The organism is Rhodoblastus acidophilus (assembly GCF_025961575.1).
Taxonomy (GTDB): domain Bacteria; phylum Pseudomonadota; class Alphaproteobacteria; order Rhizobiales; family Beijerinckiaceae; genus Rhodoblastus; species Rhodoblastus acidophilus_C.
Map to the genome: position 1 here is coordinate 45,922 of NZ_JAOQNX010000015.1, position 16,594 is coordinate 62,515.

21 protein-coding genes are annotated in these 16,594 nt (G+C 64.8%); 9 read left to right on the forward strand and 12 right to left on the reverse strand.

Going from position 1 to position 16,594, the window contains the following annotated elements; genetic code table 11:
- Positions 1–9: 9 nt before the first annotated feature.
- On the reverse strand, positions 10–1,221 hold the full coding sequence (locus tag M2320_RS12055) for a flagellar hook protein FlgE (protein ID WP_264597488.1): 1,212 nt from the start codon (positions 1,219–1,221) through the stop codon (positions 10–12).
- Positions 1,222–1,409: 188 nt separating this feature from the next.
- On the opposite strand from M2320_RS12055, the gene M2320_RS12060 reads away from it, so the two are divergent.
- Genes M2320_RS12060 through aroE form a run of 3 tightly spaced genes read left to right on the forward strand, consistent with a single transcriptional unit; the run spans position 1,410 to position 4,697 of the window.
- Complete coding sequence (locus M2320_RS12060; RefSeq protein WP_264597489.1) at positions 1,410–2,357, forward strand: diguanylate cyclase; 948 nt, start codon at positions 1,410–1,412, stop codon at positions 2,355–2,357.
- A gap of 40 nt (positions 2,358–2,397) precedes the next feature.
- Positions 2,398–3,870 (forward strand): class I adenylate-forming enzyme family protein, encoded by a 1,473-nt coding sequence (locus M2320_RS12065; protein WP_264597490.1) that lies wholly within the window; start codon positions 2,398–2,400, stop codon positions 3,868–3,870.
- An 8-nt stretch (positions 3,871–3,878) separates the two neighbouring features.
- Positions 3,879–4,697 carry a shikimate dehydrogenase gene (gene aroE, locus M2320_RS12070; RefSeq protein WP_264597491.1) on the forward strand — a complete coding sequence of 273 codons (819 nt, stop codon included), beginning with the start codon at positions 3,879–3,881 and terminating at the stop codon, positions 4,695–4,697.
- A 630-nt stretch (positions 4,698–5,327) separates the two neighbouring features.
- On the opposite strand, the gene M2320_RS12075 is transcribed toward aroE, so the two are convergent.
- The 8 genes from M2320_RS12075 to M2320_RS12110 all read right to left on the reverse strand — a co-directional run bounded on the left by M2320_RS12075 (position 5,328) and on the right by M2320_RS12110 (position 9,047).
- Positions 5,328–5,873 (reverse strand): hypothetical protein, encoded by a 546-nt coding sequence (locus M2320_RS12075; protein ID WP_264597492.1) that lies wholly within the window; start codon positions 5,871–5,873, stop codon positions 5,328–5,330.
- A gap of 8 nt (positions 5,874–5,881) precedes the next feature.
- Positions 5,882–6,322: a DUF1810 domain-containing protein gene (locus M2320_RS12080; protein ID WP_264597493.1), complete on the reverse strand. Its 441-nt coding sequence runs from the start codon at positions 6,320–6,322 to the stop codon at positions 5,882–5,884.
- The gene (locus tag M2320_RS12085) at positions 6,319–6,639 is read right to left on the reverse strand and encodes a type II toxin-antitoxin system RelE/ParE family toxin (protein ID WP_264597551.1); all 321 of its coding nucleotides are present in this window, start codon (positions 6,637–6,639) and stop codon (positions 6,319–6,321) included. The genes M2320_RS12080 and M2320_RS12085 overlap by 4 nt, the downstream gene beginning before the upstream one ends.
- Complete coding sequence (locus tag M2320_RS12090) at positions 6,612–6,899, reverse strand: ribbon-helix-helix domain-containing protein (RefSeq protein ID WP_264597494.1); 288 nt, start codon at positions 6,897–6,899, stop codon at positions 6,612–6,614. Before M2320_RS12090 ends, M2320_RS12085 begins: the two co-directional genes overlap by 28 nt.
- Before the next feature lie 132 nt (positions 6,900–7,031).
- Positions 7,032–7,157 (reverse strand): type B 50S ribosomal protein L36, encoded by a 126-nt coding sequence (gene ykgO, locus M2320_RS12095; RefSeq protein WP_088521155.1) that lies wholly within the window; start codon positions 7,155–7,157, stop codon positions 7,032–7,034.
- A gap of 102 nt (positions 7,158–7,259) precedes the next feature.
- Positions 7,260–7,445: a YgaP family membrane protein gene (locus M2320_RS12100; protein ID WP_184428338.1), complete on the reverse strand. Its 186-nt coding sequence runs from the start codon at positions 7,443–7,445 to the stop codon at positions 7,260–7,262.
- A gap of 69 nt (positions 7,446–7,514) precedes the next feature.
- Positions 7,515–8,162, reverse strand: coding sequence for a Crp/Fnr family transcriptional regulator (locus M2320_RS12105; RefSeq protein ID WP_264597495.1), 648 nt, complete (start codon positions 8,160–8,162; stop codon positions 7,515–7,517).
- Positions 8,163–8,165: 3 nt separating this feature from the next.
- Positions 8,166–9,047, reverse strand: coding sequence for a LysR family transcriptional regulator (locus M2320_RS12110; protein WP_184428336.1), 882 nt, complete (start codon positions 9,045–9,047; stop codon positions 8,166–8,168).
- Between the two features lie 76 nt (positions 9,048–9,123).
- Between M2320_RS12110 and msrA the strand changes: the two genes are divergently transcribed.
- From msrA to M2320_RS12125, 3 genes are all read left to right on the forward strand, one after another.
- Entirely contained in the window at positions 9,124–9,771 is a 648-nt protein-coding gene (msrA, locus tag M2320_RS12115) for a peptide-methionine (S)-S-oxide reductase MsrA (RefSeq protein WP_264597496.1), read from the forward strand.
- A gap of 74 nt (positions 9,772–9,845) precedes the next feature.
- On the forward strand, positions 9,846–10,394 hold the full coding sequence (locus tag M2320_RS12120; protein ID WP_264597497.1) for a TIGR00645 family protein: 549 nt from the start codon (positions 9,846–9,848) through the stop codon (positions 10,392–10,394).
- A 52-nt stretch (positions 10,395–10,446) separates the two neighbouring features.
- Positions 10,447–10,797 (forward strand): RidA family protein, encoded by a 351-nt coding sequence (locus M2320_RS12125; RefSeq protein ID WP_155446181.1) that lies wholly within the window; start codon positions 10,447–10,449, stop codon positions 10,795–10,797.
- 105 nt (positions 10,798–10,902) lie between these two features.
- Here the strand turns inward: M2320_RS12125 and M2320_RS12130 are convergent, their stop codons facing one another.
- Positions 10,903–11,715, reverse strand: a complete 813-nt coding sequence (locus M2320_RS12130) for a HesA/MoeB/ThiF family protein (RefSeq protein ID WP_264597498.1) — start codon at positions 11,713–11,715, stop codon at positions 10,903–10,905.
- Positions 11,716–11,782: 67 nt separating this feature from the next.
- Complete coding sequence (locus tag M2320_RS12135) at positions 11,783–12,373, reverse strand: 2-hydroxychromene-2-carboxylate isomerase (RefSeq protein ID WP_319801433.1); 591 nt, start codon at positions 12,371–12,373, stop codon at positions 11,783–11,785.
- Between the two features lie 100 nt (positions 12,374–12,473).
- On the opposite strand from M2320_RS12135, the gene M2320_RS12140 reads away from it, so the two are divergent.
- Positions 12,474–13,142 carry a phosphatase PAP2 family protein gene (locus M2320_RS12140; protein ID WP_264597500.1) on the forward strand — a complete coding sequence of 223 codons (669 nt, stop codon included), beginning with the start codon at positions 12,474–12,476 and terminating at the stop codon, positions 13,140–13,142.
- A gap of 3 nt (positions 13,143–13,145) precedes the next feature.
- Positions 13,146–14,093, forward strand: coding sequence for a urate hydroxylase PuuD (locus M2320_RS12145; RefSeq protein WP_264597501.1), 948 nt, complete (start codon positions 13,146–13,148; stop codon positions 14,091–14,093).
- A 405-nt stretch (positions 14,094–14,498) separates the two neighbouring features.
- On the opposite strand, the gene M2320_RS12150 is transcribed toward M2320_RS12145, so the two are convergent.
- Positions 14,499–15,155 (reverse strand): glutathione S-transferase family protein, encoded by a 657-nt coding sequence (locus M2320_RS12150; protein ID WP_184428329.1) that lies wholly within the window; start codon positions 15,153–15,155, stop codon positions 14,499–14,501.
- 224 nt (positions 15,156–15,379) lie between these two features.
- Here M2320_RS12150 and M2320_RS12155 point away from each other — a divergent pair, with 224 nt between their 5' ends.
- Positions 15,380–16,588, forward strand: a complete 1,209-nt coding sequence (locus M2320_RS12155; protein ID WP_264597502.1) for a polyhydroxyalkanoate depolymerase — start codon at positions 15,380–15,382, stop codon at positions 16,586–16,588.
- The last annotated feature ends 6 nt before the right edge of the window (positions 16,589–16,594 follow it).

Consider the following 16,594-nt stretch of genomic DNA (forward strand, 5'->3'; position numbering starts at 1 on the left):
TCCTTTTTGTCAGACCTGCAGGTTGACCAGCGTGTCCATCAATTGCGCGCTGGTCGAGAACACCTTGGAATTGGCCTGGTAGTTGCGCTGGGCAACGATCATGTTGGTGAGTTCGGTCGCCACATCGACCGTGGATTGCTCGAGCGAACTCGACTTGATCGAGCCGAACTGCCCGGTGCCCGCGGTGCCGACCGTCGCCTGTCCCGACAGCAGGTTGGGCGAGAACACATTGCCGGAGCCGACCAGAAGGTTTTCCGGGCTCGCGACATTGGCGAGCGGAATCGTGTAGGCGGGAATGGTCGAGCCATTGGCGAGCTGGTAGGACAAGGTGCCATCCGTGCCGATGTTGACGGACTTGACGGCAGAGGCGGCGTTGCCATTGACCTCCGATGTCGACACCGTATAGGCGCCCGCGAGTTGGGTCATGGCGGAGAGGTCCAGCGCCATGGTGTTGCCGCCGGAGCCGGGGACCGAAATGCTCAGCGAGGCCGCCGCGGACAATTTGCCGGACGCGTTGAAGGACAGCGACGTATTGCCGATCGACGTGGCCAGATTGTTCGCGTCATAGGCCTGGACGTCCCAGCTGTTCGCGCCCGTCTTCAGGAAATAGACGTTGATCGTCTGCGCAGCGCCCTGGCTGTCGTACATGACGATCGAGGTTTTTTCGTTGTAATTGCTCGAACTGGCCGTGCCGGTCCCGGCCGTGTCCGTGGACGGCAGGTTGGCGGTGAAGGTCCCTGTCGTGCTCGGCGTCGCCGAGAGGCCGGAGGACGCAATATTGACGACCTGCATGCCGTCGAGCGAATTGGACGCCATGGTCGGCGTTCCATTGGCAAGGCTGTAGCCCATCAGGTAATAGCCCGCCGCATTCACCAGATTGCCGCTGGCATCCGGAACGAAAGAGCCGGCGCGGGTGAGATAGTTCTGTCCCGAGCTGTCGGAAACGACGAAATAGCCCTGGCCCTTGACGGCGAGGTCGGTCGTCGAGCTCGTCCCGGAAATCGTGCCCTGTCCGGCGGCGGCGACGCGGGTGGTGGTGGTCACGCCGCCGACCTGCGTCTGGCCGACGCCGGCGCTGTTGACGAGCGTCGAAAACTCAGTGTCCGCCTGCTTGTAGCCGACGGTCGAGGAATTGGAGATGTTCTGACCGATATTGCTCAAATAATTGGATTGCGCATTCATGCCAGTCACACTGGCGTTCATGGCGTCATAGAGACCCATTGTGCTGCTCCTGCCCTTTGGCTCCCCCCTTTTTTGCGCTTGCATGCTTGCGCGAAGCTGGCATCCGGCGCCCCCCGGGCGAGCCGCCGCATGCTGACGAACGCGTTAACGGCGCGCTCATAATTGTTCATTATTTTCTGCGGCGAAGGCGGTCGCGCGGACCGCCAGCTTTCCAGGTCCTGCCCCCCATGCAAGTCACTCTCGTCGCGGCTGATCAGGATCTCCAGGCCTCGATCACGTCGATGCTCGAGACGCGCGGCCATGAGGTGACATCCTTCGCGCAGGCCCGCGAGGGGCTGGACCATCTCGAACGCGACCAGAGCATCAACGCCTTCGTCGTGGTCAACGCCACGGACGCGAGCGCCGGCGCCGAGATCTGCTGGGACGCGCGGCTGCTGTCGAGCTTCGAGCGGCCGGTCTATGTCTGTCTGGTCGCGCCGCCGCTGTCCTCGCAGGAGTTCATCGAGGCGCTGGATTGCGGCGCCGACGACGTGCTGCAATTGCCGATCTCCGCCGACGAGCTTTATGCGCGCCTGCGCGCCGCCGAGCGCCTGAACCAGATGCAGCACAAGCTCATCGAAATGGCGACGCGGGACGGCCTCACCGGCCTCTACAACCGCCCGGCCTTCTTCCAGCGCGCCGCGACATTGTGCGCGGAGCATGGCGCGCCCTTCGCCGGCGTGATGGCCGACATCGACCATTTCAAGGCGATCAACGACAGCCACGGCCACGCCGCCGGCGACAGGGCGATCCGCGCCGTCGCCGACTGCCTGAAGAGCCAGAGCGACATTGTCGGGCGGCTCGGCGGCGAGGAATTCGCCGTCCTGCTCGACATCGGCGATCCCGCGGAGGCTTGGCGCAAGGCGGAGCGGATGCGCCGCCAGATCGCTATGCAGGAGATCGATCTCGACCGCGCCGCCGTCAACCTGTCCTGCTCGTTCGGCATCGCCATCGGCGAGCCCGGCGAGGAGATCGACGACCTGCTGCGCAAGGCGGACGCCGCGCTCTACGCCGCCAAGCGCGCGGGGCGCAACATGGTCGCGCTCTACGATCCCGACACAATGGCGGTACAACCGCGCGCCAAGAGCGTGGTGCGCAGCGCCAAAACCTCCGCGCAGCGCCGCGCCGCCGGCTGAGGCCTTGACGCGCGCCGAAAATGGCGCCCATCGAAGGGCCATGACCTTCAATCTCTCCGCCTGCTGTCTGCGCGACAACGCCGCGCTGCGCCCGCACAAAACCGCGCTGATCCTCGCCGGCGCCGACGGATCCCAAACCCTCACTTTCGGCGAATTGGACCTCGCGGTGCGCCGCCTCGCCGCCGGCTTTTCCAGCCTCGGCCTGCCCAGGGGCGCGCGGATCGTCATCCGCCGCGGCAACGACCTTTTTTACGTCCTGAGCTTTTTCGCCGCCATCGCCGCCGGCTATGTCGCCCTGCCCTCCTCCGCCCAGCTCACCGTGGACGAGGTCGGCCATCTCGTCGCGGATTCGCAAGCCGACCTCCTGATCTGTTCGGAGACCCTGCAGGCGGCCGGCGGCGTGCGCGTGATCGGCGACCCCGAACTTTTGCGCCTCGCCCAACACCCGCCCCGCGACTATGCCGACACCGACCCAGACGACCCGGCCTATCTGATCTACACCTCGGGCACGGCGAGCAAACCCAAGGGGGTTTTGCACGCCCAGCGCGTCGTGCTCGGACGCGACCCCATGCTCGACGCCTGGGAAGGTTTTGGCGAAGACGATATCGTGCTGCACGCCGGCGCGATCAACTGGACCTACACGCTCGGCGTCGGGCTCATGGACCCGTTTCGGCGGGGCGCAACATCCGTGCTTTACAACGGTCCCGCCGACGCCAGCCTGTGGCCAAAACTGATCGCCCGGTTCGGCGCGACGGTTTTCGCCGCTGTCCCCGGCGTCTACCGCCAGATGCTGCGCCACGATGATTTTGTCCCCCAAAACCTCGCCAGCCTGCGCCATGGCCTTGTCGCCGGCGAAGCCCTTCCACCCGCGCTCGCCCAAACTTTTTGGGAAAAAACCGGCAAGCCGCTCTATGAAGCCTTGGGCATGAGCGAAATCTCGACCTACATCTCCACCGGGCCTTCCGTCCCCTATCGGCCGGGATCGCCGGGAAAACCGCAGCCTGGGCGACGCGTTGCAATCCTGCCGCTCGAAAGCGGGGAGACGCCCCTGCCCCCCGGCGAGAGCGGTCTGATCGCCGTGCATCGCTCCGATCCCGGCCTGATGCTCGGCTATTGGCGCAATCCCGAGGCCGAGGCCGAGGTCTTTCGCGGCGAATGGTTTGTCGGCGGCGATGTCGCGCATGTCGACGACGACGGCTACGTCTGGCTGCACGGGCGCGCCGACGATCTCATGAACGCCGGCGGTTTTCGCGTCTCGCCCGCCGAGGTCGAGGCCGTCCTTTGCGCGGCGCCGGGCGTCGCCGATGCGGCCGCAGCCGAACGCGAGGTGCGGGCGGACGTGCGGGTGATCTGCGCTTTTGTCGTCCGCGCGCCCGGCGCCACCGTGGACGAGACGGCGCTCAAAATCCATTGCGCGCAAAAACTCGCGGGCTACAAGCAGCCGAAGAAATATGTGTTTCTCGACGCGCTGCCGCGCACCCGCAACGGCAAGATCGCCCGCCGCCTGCTCTAGAGGATTTTATGACCGAACTTTACGCCGTGATCGGCAACCCGATCTCGCACAGCAAGTCGCCGCTGATCCACAAGGGTTTTGCCGAAGTTTTGGGCCAGGACCTGGATTACATCGCCATCGAGGGACCGCTCGGCCGCTTCGCCGAGACCGTGGACGCATGGCGGAAAAAAGGCCTACGCGGACTGAACATCACCGTGCCCTTCAAGATGGACGCTTTCGCCTACGCCACGCGGCGCGACTCGGCGGCGGAAGAAGCCGGCGCCGTCAACTGCCTGACGTTCGAGGGCGACTCAGCCGAAGGCGCCAATTATGACGGGATCGGCCTCGCCCGTGACATCGAGGCCAATCTGGGTTTCGCCGTGGCCGGCAAAAACGTGCTGGTGCTGGGCACGGGCGGGGCGACGCGCGGCGCGCTCGGTCCGCTGCTGGCGCGAGGGCCAGCGCGCCTGACGGTGGCGTTCCGCACGCCCGGCAAGGAAGCAGAGCTGCGCGCTTTGTTCCCGGAGGCCAAAGCGCTGGATTTTGCAGCCTATGCCGATTTGCGCGACGCTTACGATCTCGTGCTCAACGCCACCTCGGCGACGCTGAGCGGCGAGGCGCCGCCGGTTGCGCCGAAAAATTTTGCGCGCGGCGCGCTGGCTTATGATCTGGCCTATGGCAAGGGCCTGACGCCGTTCCTGCGCTTAGCGCGCGAAGCCGGCGTCGAAAAATGCGTGGATGGCGTGGGCATGCTGGTCGAGCAGGCGGCGGAGGCTTTTCAAAAATGGCGAGGCGTGCGGCCGGAAACGAAAGCGATGATCGAAAGGATCACGGTTCCGCTGGTGTGAAAGTGAAACGCGCGCCCCGCCCGTCACCAAGGTGAAAACGTCAAAGCCACCAGATTTTGTTCATGTTTTGTTTTCACGTGAAACATCTTTCGCCGACGATTCCATTCAAGCCGTTGTCGTAAAACGCAAAACGGCTCCCGGCCGCAAAAGCGCGCGCAGGCGCCGCCTCAACATCTCGTGCGCAACCCTCGGGTTGTGGGCGTGAAAAATGGCCGGTTTTGCGCAGGAATCATCACGATTTTCATAGAATTCGCGCGCTTTTTCACCATTTCGAACGCTCAGCCTGCAACCACAGATGGAATTCCAGGTGAGCGCCGTCCCCTCGCCCCGCTTGCGGGGAGAGGGTTAGGGTGAGGGGCTGGGGCGTTGGCCTCGATGTCATCAGGAAAGCTGTCTCGACGACGTCGAGGATCGCGCCCCTGCCCGTCTCCCCCCAAGCGCACGGCTGTCAGGGGAAATTGTCGGTTCTACAGATAGGCGAACGTCCGCATGACGATGCAACTTCATGTCGTCCTGGCCGGGCGTCGTCCCGGCCATCCACGCGGCGCCGCAATGCGAACTGCCGGAGGTTTTCCCCAGCGGGCCGACGTGGATGCCCGGGACCAGCCGCGCCCCAAGCGGGGGAGTAAATCAAATCCCCCGCCCCTCGACCTCCCGCGAAAGCGCTTCCACCTCATGCGCCAGCCCGGCATCCTGCGGGTCCAATTCGGCGGCGCGCCGCAAAAGATCGAGCGCCTCCGCCTTCCGGCTGTCGCGCAACAGTTCCGACAATTGCCGCATCGCCAGAAAATCGCGCGGCTCGATGCTGAGCGCCTTGGACAGGTCGAGCATGGCGGCATCCCGGTCGCCGTCCTCGACCGCCGATTGCGCGCGCCGCCGCCAAGCCTGCCCCCAGTCGGGATAGAGCGAGACCACCCGATCCAAAAGTTTCGCCGCGACATCGGCGTTCTGCGCCCGCAGGGCGGTCTCCGCGCGCGCCATCAGCAGGTCGGCGGTCGGCGAGCCTGAACGGCTCCACAGCGCGGCGATCATGCCGCGCAATTGCGCGGCGGTTTGCGGGTCTTCCGCCTGCCGCAGCTTTTGGAACAGCCCATCGAGGAGGTTTGCGCGCGGCGGCGCGCCGGCCTGCGCCGCGCTCAATCCGAGTGCGAGAAAGGCCACAAGAATGCGTCTCATGAGGGCAGTCAAACAGATTTGCGCGCCCGGGCCAACAGCTCCAGGGTCGCCGGGTCGGGCTGTCCGCCACACAATTTCGCGAGCGCCTCGGCAAAAATCGGCTCCTGCGGCGCGGCCTGGGCGAACAAGGTCATGGAGGAGCGGAATTTCGCATCGTCCGGCGCGCCGAAAATCTCGCCAAGACCGCGGCCCTCGACGGCGCACACCCATTTGGCGCACGCACGCAAGCGCGGCCCGAGACTCGGATGGGCGAGATAGGCGCGCGCCTCCTCCAGCGAGTCCAGCGCATAAAACTGGGCCATCTGGGAAAAGCCGAGCCCGGCGAGTTGCGGGAAGATGAACCACATCCAATGGCTGCGCTTGCGCCCGGAGCGCAATTCCGCCTCGACCCGGTCGAACACGTCAGCTTGGGCGTCGACAAACCGCTGGAGATTGAAGGCGTCCGTCATGTCGAAAACCCGCCCCGTTCGGCGAGCGCGCCAATGTCGCGCGCCTCGTGCAGAACGCGCAGGACAATGACCTCGTTTTCCTTCGGCTGATAGTAGATCGCGTAACGGCTTGAAAAGGCCACGCGCAGATCAAGGCCAAGCTGCAGACGCTTCGGGTGTCCGAGGGGGAACTCGGAAATGCGAACAAAAGCGTCTGCGATTTTCGCGATCAATCGGTTTGCCGCGGCTTCGGAGCTTTCGCTGGCGACATAAGCCCAAATTTCCGCAAGATCGGCTTCCGCCGTGTCGGTCAGGCGGAGGTCGAGCGGCCCGCTAATAGCTTCCTCCCGCGTTCGATGATCGCATCGGGATCGAAAGCCTTCACCCGGCCGGCGGCGACGTCGGACAGCCCCTTGTCGATATCCGCGCGGAGCGCCGCAAGGTCCTGAAGCTGAAGCAAACGCTTGGATTTCCAATCGCGCAAGGCGTCGCGCACCACCTCGCTGGCCGAGGCGTAATCGCCTTCAGCCACGGCGGCCTTGACCACCGCGGCCATTTCCGCCGGCAGAGTGATCGTGAGTCGTTCGATTTCCGCCATGCCCGAGCGCCTCTGCCCCTCTCACTTCATCACACTTATGATGCGAGGGCGCGCCGGCAATTTCAAGACGCCCAACGAAAAACCCCGGCGCAAGGCCGGGGTTCTCAAAATTCTGTGCGAAGCCCAAAAACCTCAGCCCTGGCGGGCCTTGTAGCGCTTCTGGGTCTTGTTGATGATGTACACGCGGCCCTTGCGGCGGACCAACTGGTTGTCGCGATGACGCGTACGCAGCGACTTGAGCGAGTTACGGACTTTCATTGTCTACCCCGGATTTGGCCGGGGTTCTCCCTCAGCCGGAAATTGGAGCCGTGCTTCTGCCAAATTTTTGCGGCGCGATCAAGCCCCCCGCGCTCAGCGCGCTCAGCTTTTGTTGCAGGTGTTCAAGCCGAGCACGGTGTAAAGGCCGCACCAGCCGACAAGGCCGGTGATGAGCGGCAGCACGCCGATCCAGCCCCAGGCCGTCTGCGGGCCGACAAAAACCAGTGAAATCAGCGCAAGGCCGATGATGATCCGCACAAGGCGATCGAGCTGGCCGACATTTCTCATGGCGCGTCTCCTCTGTAAAAAGCCATGCGCCTGTCTAGCCCGGGCGTGACGTTCGGTCGGTGACTTCGGTCACGAACTCGACAAATCTTCCAGACCGGCGCGGTCGCCGATCTCGATGCGGCCGCGCGCAAGCCGCACCAGCCCCGCCCGCTGGAACAGGGCGAGCTGCCGGCTGACCACCTCGCGCGCCGCGCCAATGTCTTCCGCAAGCTCCTGGTGGGTCGCCTCGAAGCAGGACCCGCTCCCTGCGCGCAAAAGCACGGCGCCGGCCAGCCGCGCATCCACGCGCAAAAAAGCGATGGTTTCGACCAGCCGCGTCATTTCAGCGAGCCGCGCGCCAAAACGCGCGAACACGAATTCGGAAAACGCCCCGGAGTCGCGCATCAGCCGCTTGAACAGCGGCGGCGGGATCACGACCAGGCGCAAATCGGCTTCGGCGACGCCCTCGGCGGTATAATCGAGCGCGCCCATCAGGCACAGAGTGGTCTGCACGCAAGTCTCGCCCGGCGCGATCCGGTAGAGCACGAGACGGCGGCCATTTTCGCCGGTGACGCCAACGCGCACACAGCCTTCGAGCAGGATGACAAAGCCCTGGCAGGGCGAGCCCGCCGAAAACAGGATCTTGCCCTTAGGAATCTTAACCTCGGGCAGCCGCGCCAGGTTTTCGCGCGCGAACAGGTCAAGGGCTTGAAAGGGCGCAAAATCGTCAAGCCACATGGGTCACACAGACGCGTTGGCGACCAAAAAGTCCCGAAAAGCCTGGATGCGCGCGACATTCTTCATTTCGCCGGGATAGGCCAGCCAGCAGTCGAACACCGGCATATCGAGATGCAGGTCGAGCCGGGTCAACGGCGAGGAGGCGTCGATGACATAATCGGGCAGGATGGCGACGCCGGCGCCGCGCTCCACCGCCTGGCGCACGGCGAACAGATTGTTGATCGAAATCGAGGGCTCGCGCGGCTTTTTCGCGTCGCGGCCGGCATAGAGCAGCAGGTTGAGATTGTTGAGATAGGCCGGGCCGGAGACGCCGAAGGCGAGGATGCGGTGGCCGTCGAGATCGGCGGCGCTCTGCGGCTGGCCGAAGCGCTGGATATAGGCCCGCGACGCATAGGCCGAATAGGTCAGCGAAAACAGTTTTCGGCGAATCAGGTCGCTCTGGGTGGGCTCGCGCAGGCGCAAGGCGACATCGGCCTCGCGCATCGACAGGTCGAGTTCGTCGTCGCTGAGGATCACGGTGACGGTGATGTCGGGGTAAAGCTCGCGGAATTCGGCGAGGCGCGGGGCGAGCCAGGAGGCGCCAAACCCGGTATTGGCGGTGACGCGCAACTCGCCGCGCGGTTTTTCGCGCGAATCGGAGAGGCGCAGACGCGCGCCCTCGAGCTTGGCCAAAACCTCCTGAACCGTGCGGTACAGCATCTCGCCCTGTTCGGTGAGCAGCAGGCCGCGCGCGTGGCGGTGAAACAGCGTGGTCTTGAGATCGTATTCGAGAGCGCTTACCTGACGGCTGACGGCGGACTGGCTCAGATGCAACGCTTCACCCGCATGGGTGAATGAGCCGGCCGAGGCGGCGGCGTGAAAGATGCGTAGCTTGTCCCAGTCCATAGGTCCGCCCCGTCATGACGCCCCAGCATGGGAGTCATGCGTTCATTGCAGTCCGGTAACGCTATAGGAGGCGTCGATGTTTGCCTACGGAAAAAAGCTGAAACTGCCCAGCGCAGCGGAGGCGCTTCCGGGCCGTGCGCAAGCGATAGACCCGGGCCCGCGACATTTTGTCTTGGGGATGCCGCTGCAGCCGCCCTATCCCAGGGACACGCAGATCATCCAGTTTGGTTTGGGCTGTTTTTGGGGCGCCGAGCGCAAGTTCTGGCAGGCCCGGGGCGTCCATGTCACCGCGGTCGGCTATTCCGGCGGTCACACGCCGAACCCCACCTATGAGGAGGTCTGTTCCGGCATGACCGGCCATGCGGAGACCGTGCAGGTGGTGTTCGACCCCGAACGAATCTCCCTGGCGCAGCTGCTGAAGATTTTTTGGGAATCCCACGACCCCACCCAGGGCATGCGCCAGGGCAATGACATGGGAACGCAATATCGCTCGGCCATCTATTACACCAGCGAGGCGCAGCACGTCGCGGCGGAAGCCTCGAAGGCGGCCTATCAGTCGGCTCTGTCGCGGCACGGCTACGGGCCGATCACCACGGAGATCGCGGCGGCGGGGCCGTTCTATTTCGCGGAGGACTATCATCAGCAATATCTCGCCAAAAATCCCAGCGGCTATTGCGGCCTGGGCGGCAGCGGGGTTTCCTGCCCGATTGGGCTTGAGGCCTGAACAAAAATCCGAATAGATACGGGCGGGCGACCGCCCGCTGAATTTCGTCGAAGACGTTTTCGAAAGGTTTGGGCATGAGTTTTGGCAAGGTTGAGAAGGCGCTCGAAACGCTGCTGTTTGCCAGCCGCTGGCTGCTGGCGCCCTTCTTCCTGGCGCTGATTCTCTGCCTGCTGGCGCTGCTGGTCCAGGCCGAGATGCATGTCTATCATGTCGTCTCGACGGTGTTCCGCGCCACCGAAACCTCGGTGGTGCTCGATTCGCTCAGCCTGATCGACCTGACCTTCACCGGCGCCCTGGTGGTGCTGGTGATCTTCGCCGGCTACGAGAATTTCGTCTCCCGCATCGACCACCTCGACGAGCCCGACGGCGGCGCCGAAGCCACCAAACAACAGGCCTCCTGGCCGACATGGATGCGCACCATCGATTTCAACGGGCTCAAACTCAAGCTCATGTCGTCGATCGTCGCCATTTCGGCGATCCAGACCCTGCGCGTGCTGCTCGACATGAACAACCGCACCAACCAGGAACTGGCCTGGACGGTGGGCATCCACATGACCTTCGTGCTCTCTGCGGTGCTGCTGGCCTGGATGGATCGGATTTCCAGCCACGGCGAAGGGCATTGACCTTTACGCGCGCCTTGGTCTATCGCCGACCCGATAGATCAAGGAGAATTCCATGAGCCTGAAAAGACTTCACCCTGGCAAGCGCATGAGCCAGGGCGTTGCGCGCAGCGACATCGTTTACCTCGCGGGCCAGGTGGCGGAAACCAAGGCGGGCTCCTCCGTCGCGGAGCAGACCAAGGAAATTTTGGGCCAGATCGACAAGCTGCTCGCCGAGGCCGGCACCGACAAGACCAAGATCATGATGGCGACGATCTATCTCGCCGACATCAAGACCTTCGCCGACATGAATCTGGCCTGGGACGCCTGGGTGGCCGAAGGCGCCACGCCGGCCCGCGCCACGGTCGAGGCCAAGCTGGTCGCGCCGGAATACAAGGTCGAAATCGCGGTGGTCGCGTCGATCTGAGCGGAACAAGCAGCGGGGCCTCTCCTTCTCCCTTGCGGGAGAAGGTGGCCCCGAAGGGGCCGGATGAGGGGTTCGTCCCTGCGACCGGCGCCCCCTCATCCGGCGCTACGCGCCACCTTCTCCCGCAAGGGGAGAAGGGCGCGTCCCGTTCAGCGGGTTGTCCTCGTCCCAGCCATAGCTCAGCGTCTCGAAACGCATATTGGCGAGGTCGAACAAGGCCAGACGCCCCACCATCGAGCGGCCGAAGCCGACAATCTCCCGGATCACCTCCAGCGCCATCAGCGCCCCGACCATGCCAGTGAGCGCGCCCAGCACCCCGGCTTCGGCGCAGCTCGGAATCGCGCCCGGCGGCGGCTTTTGCGGGAACAGGCAGCGATAGGTCGGATTCGGCGTCCCGTCCGGCCCCGTCTCGAACGGACGCAAGGTGGTGAGCGACCCGTCGAACTGCCCGACCGCCGCGGTCACCAGCGGCTTTTTCGCGTAAAAACAGGCGTCCGACACGAGATAGCGCGTGTCAAAATTATCGGAGCCGTCGGCAACAATGTCGCAGTCTTCGATCAGCGCGCCCGCGTTCAACGCGGTCAGCCTGACGGCCTCGACCTCGCAGGCGACATTGGGATTGAGCCGCTTCACCGCCTCCGCGGCCAACAAAGCCTTGCCCGCGCCGACATCCTCGTCGGCGAACAGGATTTGCCGTTGCAGGTTGGACAGCGACACCTTGTCGTCGTCGATGATTTTCAGCCGCCCGATCCCCGCCGCCGCAAGATAGAGCAAAAGCGGCGCGCCGAGTCCGCCCGCGCCGATGACGGCGACCTTCGCCGCCTTGAGCTTGCGCTGACCCGGGCTGCCGACATCGCGCAACAAGATGTGGCGCGCATAGCGTTCGATTTCCTCGGGCGTGAGTTCCGGCAACGGCATTATGGGCGTTCCAAAGAGAGCTTGCCGAAACCAAGCATGAATTCCTTGACGAATCCATTCCGGGCGTTCACGCCCGGCCGCGCCAGTCCAGCGCCTGTTCCAGCCGGTCGTCGCCCCAAAAAATCTCTCCGTCCGCCGCGACAAAACTCGGCGCGCCGAACAGGCCGATTTTCTTGGCCGTTTCGGTCTCCTCGCGCAGCAGCGCGCGAATGGGGTCGGATTTGGACTTTTCCAGCAGATCGGCGGGCAAGTCGAGCTCGGCGAGAACGCCAGCGAGCAAAGTCTCGTCGGAAATCACTTTGCCGAACCCGAATTGCGCAACAAAAACCGCGCGGGAGAAATCGGGACGGCGCGCCTCGGGCACGGCCAGCGCCAGACGCGCCGCATGCAACGAATTCTGCGGAAACCCGGGCGGGCGCGTGAACGGCTGCCCCCGCGCGGCGCAGATGCGTTCGAGATCGCGCCACATGTAACGGCCCTTGGCGGGATAAAGGTTGAAGGGGGAGTTCAGCCAGCCCTGGGCGGAAAAAATCGGACCGAGCAGGAACGGCCGCCAACGCAGCGCGACGCCCGCCTCGCGCGCCAGCGCCTCGATCCGTAGAACCGCAAGATAGGAATAAGTGCTCGCAAATTCGTACCAAAAATCCAGGTGGCGCAATTTCAACTCCTCTCAAGGGGTTACGAAGATTTGCGTCTCCAAGGGTGGAACTTGACCTAAAACACGGCTAGAGGCTAGTCGTTCCAAAAGAGGGGAAGACGTGCCGCCGCCATCGACGAACCGCCTCGTCATCATCCTCACGCTCGTTTGCATGGGACTGTTCGCGTTCGCGCCGGAGCTGGACCTGTCGGTCTCCCGGATGTTTTTTCGCGACGGCGGCTTTGTCGGCGCCGCCACCGCGACCGGAGACGCCGCGCGGCGCTTGTTCTGGGACGCGCCCTATCTCGTTCTCGCCGGCTTCCTGGTCGCCTACGCCCTGCGGCGCCTGGGGCGCCTCCGCAGGGGGCCCGACGGCCGCGCGATCGTCTTTCTCGTCGCCACCCTGGCGCTCGGCCCGGGGCTGCTGCTCAATGGCGCGCTCAAGGAGAATTCGGGCCGCCCGCGCCCGGTGCTGAGCAAAGAGTTCGGCGGCGCCTGGGACTTCCGCCCCTGGTACGATTTCCGCGGCCAATGCGAGACCAATTGCTCCTTCGCCTCGGGCGAAGCCGGCGCCTCCGCCTGGACGCTCGCGCCCGCCCTGCTGGCGCCGCCGCCGGCGCGCCCTTACGCGGTCGCCGCGGCGCTGCTGCTCACCGCCGCGACCGCCGCATTGCGCATCGCCTATGGCGGACACTATCTGTCCGACGTCACGCTCGCCGCGCTGTTCACCATTCTGGTCGTGCTCGCGGGCTATCGCTGGTATTCTCGCGGGTCCAAAACCTGGATCTGACGCATGTTTTTCGACCTGCTGCTCGATGACGCCGCCTTTTTGTTGCGCTGGCTGCATGTGGTCGCCGCCATGGTCTGGGTGGGCTCGGCCTTCGCCCTGCTGCGGCTCGATCTGGCGCTGCGAAAGGGCGAGGGCGCGCTGTTCCTCAACGGCGGCGCCTCCTTCCGCCTGTCGCGCACGACGCAGGCCGAGGCGGACGAGCCGGCGCTCACCTTCAAATTCGAGGCCTATGCCACCTGGTTCAGCGGTTTCGCGCTGATCTGCATGATTTTTTGTGCGGAGCCACGGCTCTATCTGATCGACCCGCAACTCTGGGACGCCGCGCCCTGGGCGGCGATCACCGTCGCGCTGGCCATGCTGCCGGCGGTCCTGCTCGTCTATGAACTCTTTTTCCGGCTGACGCGGCTCGAGGGCGACGCCGGGCTTTTCGCTTTGTTCGGATTTTGCGCGGCGCTCTGCGCGCTGATGTGCCTGCTGTTCGCCGGACGCGCCGCCTTCCCGCTGATCGGCGCGAATCTGGCCACTCTGATGGCCGGCAACATCGCCCATATCATCGCCCCGGCGCAGCGCCGCCGATTGAAGGCGCTGCGCGCCGGCGAGGCGCCCGACGAGTCCGAGGCGAAAAAGGCGGGCGCGCGCGCCCTGCACAACCAATATCTGGCGCTGCCCGTCGTCTTCTTCATGCTCGCGGGCCATGCGCCGCTGCTGTTTTCCGGGCCGCATCGCATCGGCGTCGCGATCTTCGCGCTCGCCGCCGGTTTCTTGGCGCGCCGGTTTTTCCTCAAGCGCGCGCGGCGCCGGCGCCGATTGGGCGCTCGCGGCGGCCGCCACCCTGGCGCTGGCGGCGCTGCTGGCGCTGGCCTGGCCCAGGGCGCCCGAGGAAAAGACGGCGCTCTCGGCGGGACAGGCGATCTCGCAACTGGTTCGCCCCGGCCCCGCGGCGGCGCATAGCCTGATCGAAGAGAAATGCGGCTGGTGCCATTCCGCGACGCCCGCCTGGCCCGGCCTGTCGCGGCCTCCCGCCGGCCTGGATTTTTCCGATCGCGCCACGGTCGAAAAAAACGCCGCCGCGATTCTTCGCGCTGCGGTGCTGACCTCGACCATGCCGCCGCCCGGCGCGGCCGCGCCGCTGGACGACGAGGACAAGCTTTTGCTGTGGCGGGCGCTGGGGAAATAAGCCCCCTCATCCGTCTCGGCGCTTCGCGCCGATCCACCTTCTCCCGCAAGGGGAGAAGGGTTCGCCTCCGCAGAGCGCGATTCAATAAAAAGCTCAAGGATTCAGCCTCTTCCCTTCTCCCCTTGCGGGAGAAGGTGGCCGCGCAGCGGCCGGATGAGGGGTTCTTCGCGCGACCGGCGCTAGAACTCGACGTCGAGCTCTTCCATCTCCTCGGGCTCGACCCGCGCGCCTTCGGCCCATTCGATCATCGGCGCCCAGTTCAAAATATGGTCGCGATAGCCGGCCGCATCGGAATCCAGCGCCACATGATAGGTGGCGAAGCGCGAGCACACCGGCGCGAACATGGCGTCGGCGACCGTCGGCTTGGCGCCGAACAGGAACGGGCCGCCATACTGGTCGAGGCATTCGTGGAAAATCTGCGTGATGCGGGCGATATCGGGCTTGGCGCCCGACCAGATGCGGAAATTGGGGAAATCCCCCTTGATGTTCATCGGCAGGGCCGAGCGCAGATTGGCGAAGCCGGAATGCATTTCGCCCGACACCGAGCGATTGTGGCTGCGCGCGGCGCGGTCCGCGGGCAGCAGGCCGGCCTTGGGGCGAACCTCCACCAGATATTCGGCGATGGCCAGGGTGTCCCAGACATGCACGCCGTCATGGTCGAGCGCCGGCGTGCGGAACGAGGGCGACAGCAACAACAATTCGGCGCGCGCGTCGGCGTCGTCGATCGGCACGCGCCGCTCCTCGACCTCGAGCCCGGCGATCTTGCACAGAAGCCATCCCCGCAGCGACCAGGACGAATAATTCTTGCTGCTGATGGTCAGGACCGGTTTGGCCATTGTCACGCTCCCTGCCCCAGCGAAGTTAAAGCAGGCGTTCCCGGCAAGCAATGTGCAAATTGCCGGACAGTGCTGGACCCGGCGGTCCGGGAAGACCGCAAGCCCTTGAGGCTTCGCCATTAGCCATTGGTATGCGACGATCTGTCAATTGTGACGCTTTTGCCCTGCAACAAAGATGTTAAGCTCCCGGTTCTCGGGATCGAGAGAAAGGGAAAAGTCCGCAAATGCTGTATCGCGCTTATCAAGCCCAGTCCGACCTCATGGCGCCGGTCAAGGCCTATGCGCGTATGGCCCTGGGGATGCTCAACGGGCATGCGGACGCCAATCCCCTGCTGCGCAACATCACGGCCGCCTATGAAATGGTGGAGCGCGCCGGCCTCACCCACGAGCGCCCGCCCTATGGCGTGCACAGCGTGACCGTCGGCAATGCCGAGGTGGAGATCGTCGAGGAGGCGGCGCTGGTCACCCCTTTCGCCACCCTGCTGCATTTTCGCAAGGATGTGGCGACGCCGCAGCCCCGGGTGCTGGTGATCGCGCCGCTGTCGGGCCATTTCGCCACGCTGCTGCGCTCGACCGTGCGCACGCTGCTGTCCGACCATGACGTCTACATCACCGACTGGCACAACGCCCGCGACGTGAGCGTCGACGACGGCCGGTTCGGCTTCGACGATTACGTCGCCCATGTGATCCGCTTCCTCGAACATATCGGCCCCGGCGCCCATATTGTCGCGGTGTGCCAGCCCTGCGTGCAGGCCATGGTCGCGGCCTCCGTGATGGCGGAGGACGACAATCCGGCCCAGCCGGCGTCGATGACGCTGATGGCCGGCCCGATCGACACGCGCATCGCCCCGACCAAGGTCAACGACCTCGCCCGGGAAAAGCCGATGTCCTGGTTCGAGAACAATCTCATCGCCCGCGTGCCCTGGCGCTACAAGGGCGCGCGCCGGCGCGTCTATCCCGGTTTCGTCCAGCTCTCCGCCTTCATGGCGATGAACATCGACCGCCATGTGAAGGCCCATGTCGACCTGTTCCACCATCTCGCCGGCGGCGAGGTGGAAAAGGCCAACCAGACCAAGGCGTTCTACGACGAATATTTCGCCGTGCTCGATCTGCCCGCAGAATTCTACCTGGAAACCGTGCAATGGGTGTTCCAGGACCACCAATTGCCGCTGGGAACGCTGCAATATAAGGGTCGGACGGTGAACCCGAAGGCGATCCGCAAGACCGCGCTGCTGACGGTCGAAGGCGAGCGCGACGACATTTGCGCGGTGGGCCAGACCATGGCGGCCCATGATCTCGCCTCGACGCTCAAACCGTTCCGCAAGCGGCACCACCTCCAGGCCGGCGTCGGGCATTACGGCGTCTTCAGCGGCAAGAGGTGGGAAAATCAGGTTTATCCGATCGTCCGCAACATGATTTTGCAGAACGATTGAGGCGCG

Excerpts from the sequence above, each read along its gene's own strand:
- M2320_RS12100 (WP_184428338.1), bottom strand. The coding sequence starts at position 7,445 with ATGAGAAATGTCGGCCAGCTCGATCGCCTTGTGCGGATCATCATCGGC.
- M2320_RS12145 (WP_264597501.1), top strand. The coding sequence starts at position 13,146 with ATGTTTTTCGACCTGCTGCTCGATGACGCCGCCTTTTTGTTGCGCTGG.
- M2320_RS12150 (WP_184428329.1), bottom strand. The coding sequence starts at position 15,155 with ATGGCCAAACCGGTCCTGACCATCAGCAGCAAGAATTATTCGTCCTGG.
- M2320_RS12055 (WP_264597488.1), bottom strand. The coding sequence starts at position 1,221 with ATGGGTCTCTATGACGCCATGAACGCCAGTGTGACTGGCATGAATGCG.
- M2320_RS12075 (WP_264597492.1), bottom strand. The coding sequence starts at position 5,873 with ATGAGACGCATTCTTGTGGCCTTTCTCGCACTCGGATTGAGCGCGGCG.
- M2320_RS12065 (WP_264597490.1), top strand. The coding sequence starts at position 2,398 with ATGACCTTCAATCTCTCCGCCTGCTGTCTGCGCGACAACGCCGCGCTG.
- M2320_RS12105 (WP_264597495.1), bottom strand. The coding sequence starts at position 8,162 with ATGTGGCTTGACGATTTTGCGCCCTTTCAAGCCCTTGACCTGTTCGCG.
- M2320_RS12060 (WP_264597489.1), top strand. The coding sequence starts at position 1,410 with ATGCAAGTCACTCTCGTCGCGGCTGATCAGGATCTCCAGGCCTCGATC.
- M2320_RS12125 (WP_155446181.1), top strand. The coding sequence starts at position 10,447 with ATGAGCCTGAAAAGACTTCACCCTGGCAAGCGCATGAGCCAGGGCGTT.
- M2320_RS12090 (WP_264597494.1), bottom strand. The coding sequence starts at position 6,899 with ATGGCGGAAATCGAACGACTCACGATCACTCTGCCGGCGGAAATGGCC.
- aroE (WP_264597491.1), top strand. The coding sequence starts at position 3,879 with ATGACCGAACTTTACGCCGTGATCGGCAACCCGATCTCGCACAGCAAG.
- ykgO (WP_088521155.1), bottom strand. The coding sequence starts at position 7,157 with ATGAAAGTCCGTAACTCGCTCAAGTCGCTGCGTACGCGTCATCGCGAC.
- M2320_RS12120 (WP_264597497.1), top strand. The coding sequence starts at position 9,846 with ATGAGTTTTGGCAAGGTTGAGAAGGCGCTCGAAACGCTGCTGTTTGCC.
- M2320_RS12080 (WP_264597493.1), bottom strand. The coding sequence starts at position 6,322 with ATGACGGACGCCTTCAATCTCCAGCGGTTTGTCGACGCCCAAGCTGAC.
- msrA (WP_264597496.1), top strand. The coding sequence starts at position 9,124 with ATGTTTGCCTACGGAAAAAAGCTGAAACTGCCCAGCGCAGCGGAGGCG.
- M2320_RS12130 (WP_264597498.1), bottom strand. The coding sequence starts at position 11,715 with ATGCCGTTGCCGGAACTCACGCCCGAGGAAATCGAACGCTATGCGCGC.
- M2320_RS12110 (WP_184428336.1), bottom strand. The coding sequence starts at position 9,047 with ATGGACTGGGACAAGCTACGCATCTTTCACGCCGCCGCCTCGGCCGGC.
- M2320_RS12155 (WP_264597502.1), top strand. The coding sequence starts at position 15,380 with ATGCTGTATCGCGCTTATCAAGCCCAGTCCGACCTCATGGCGCCGGTC.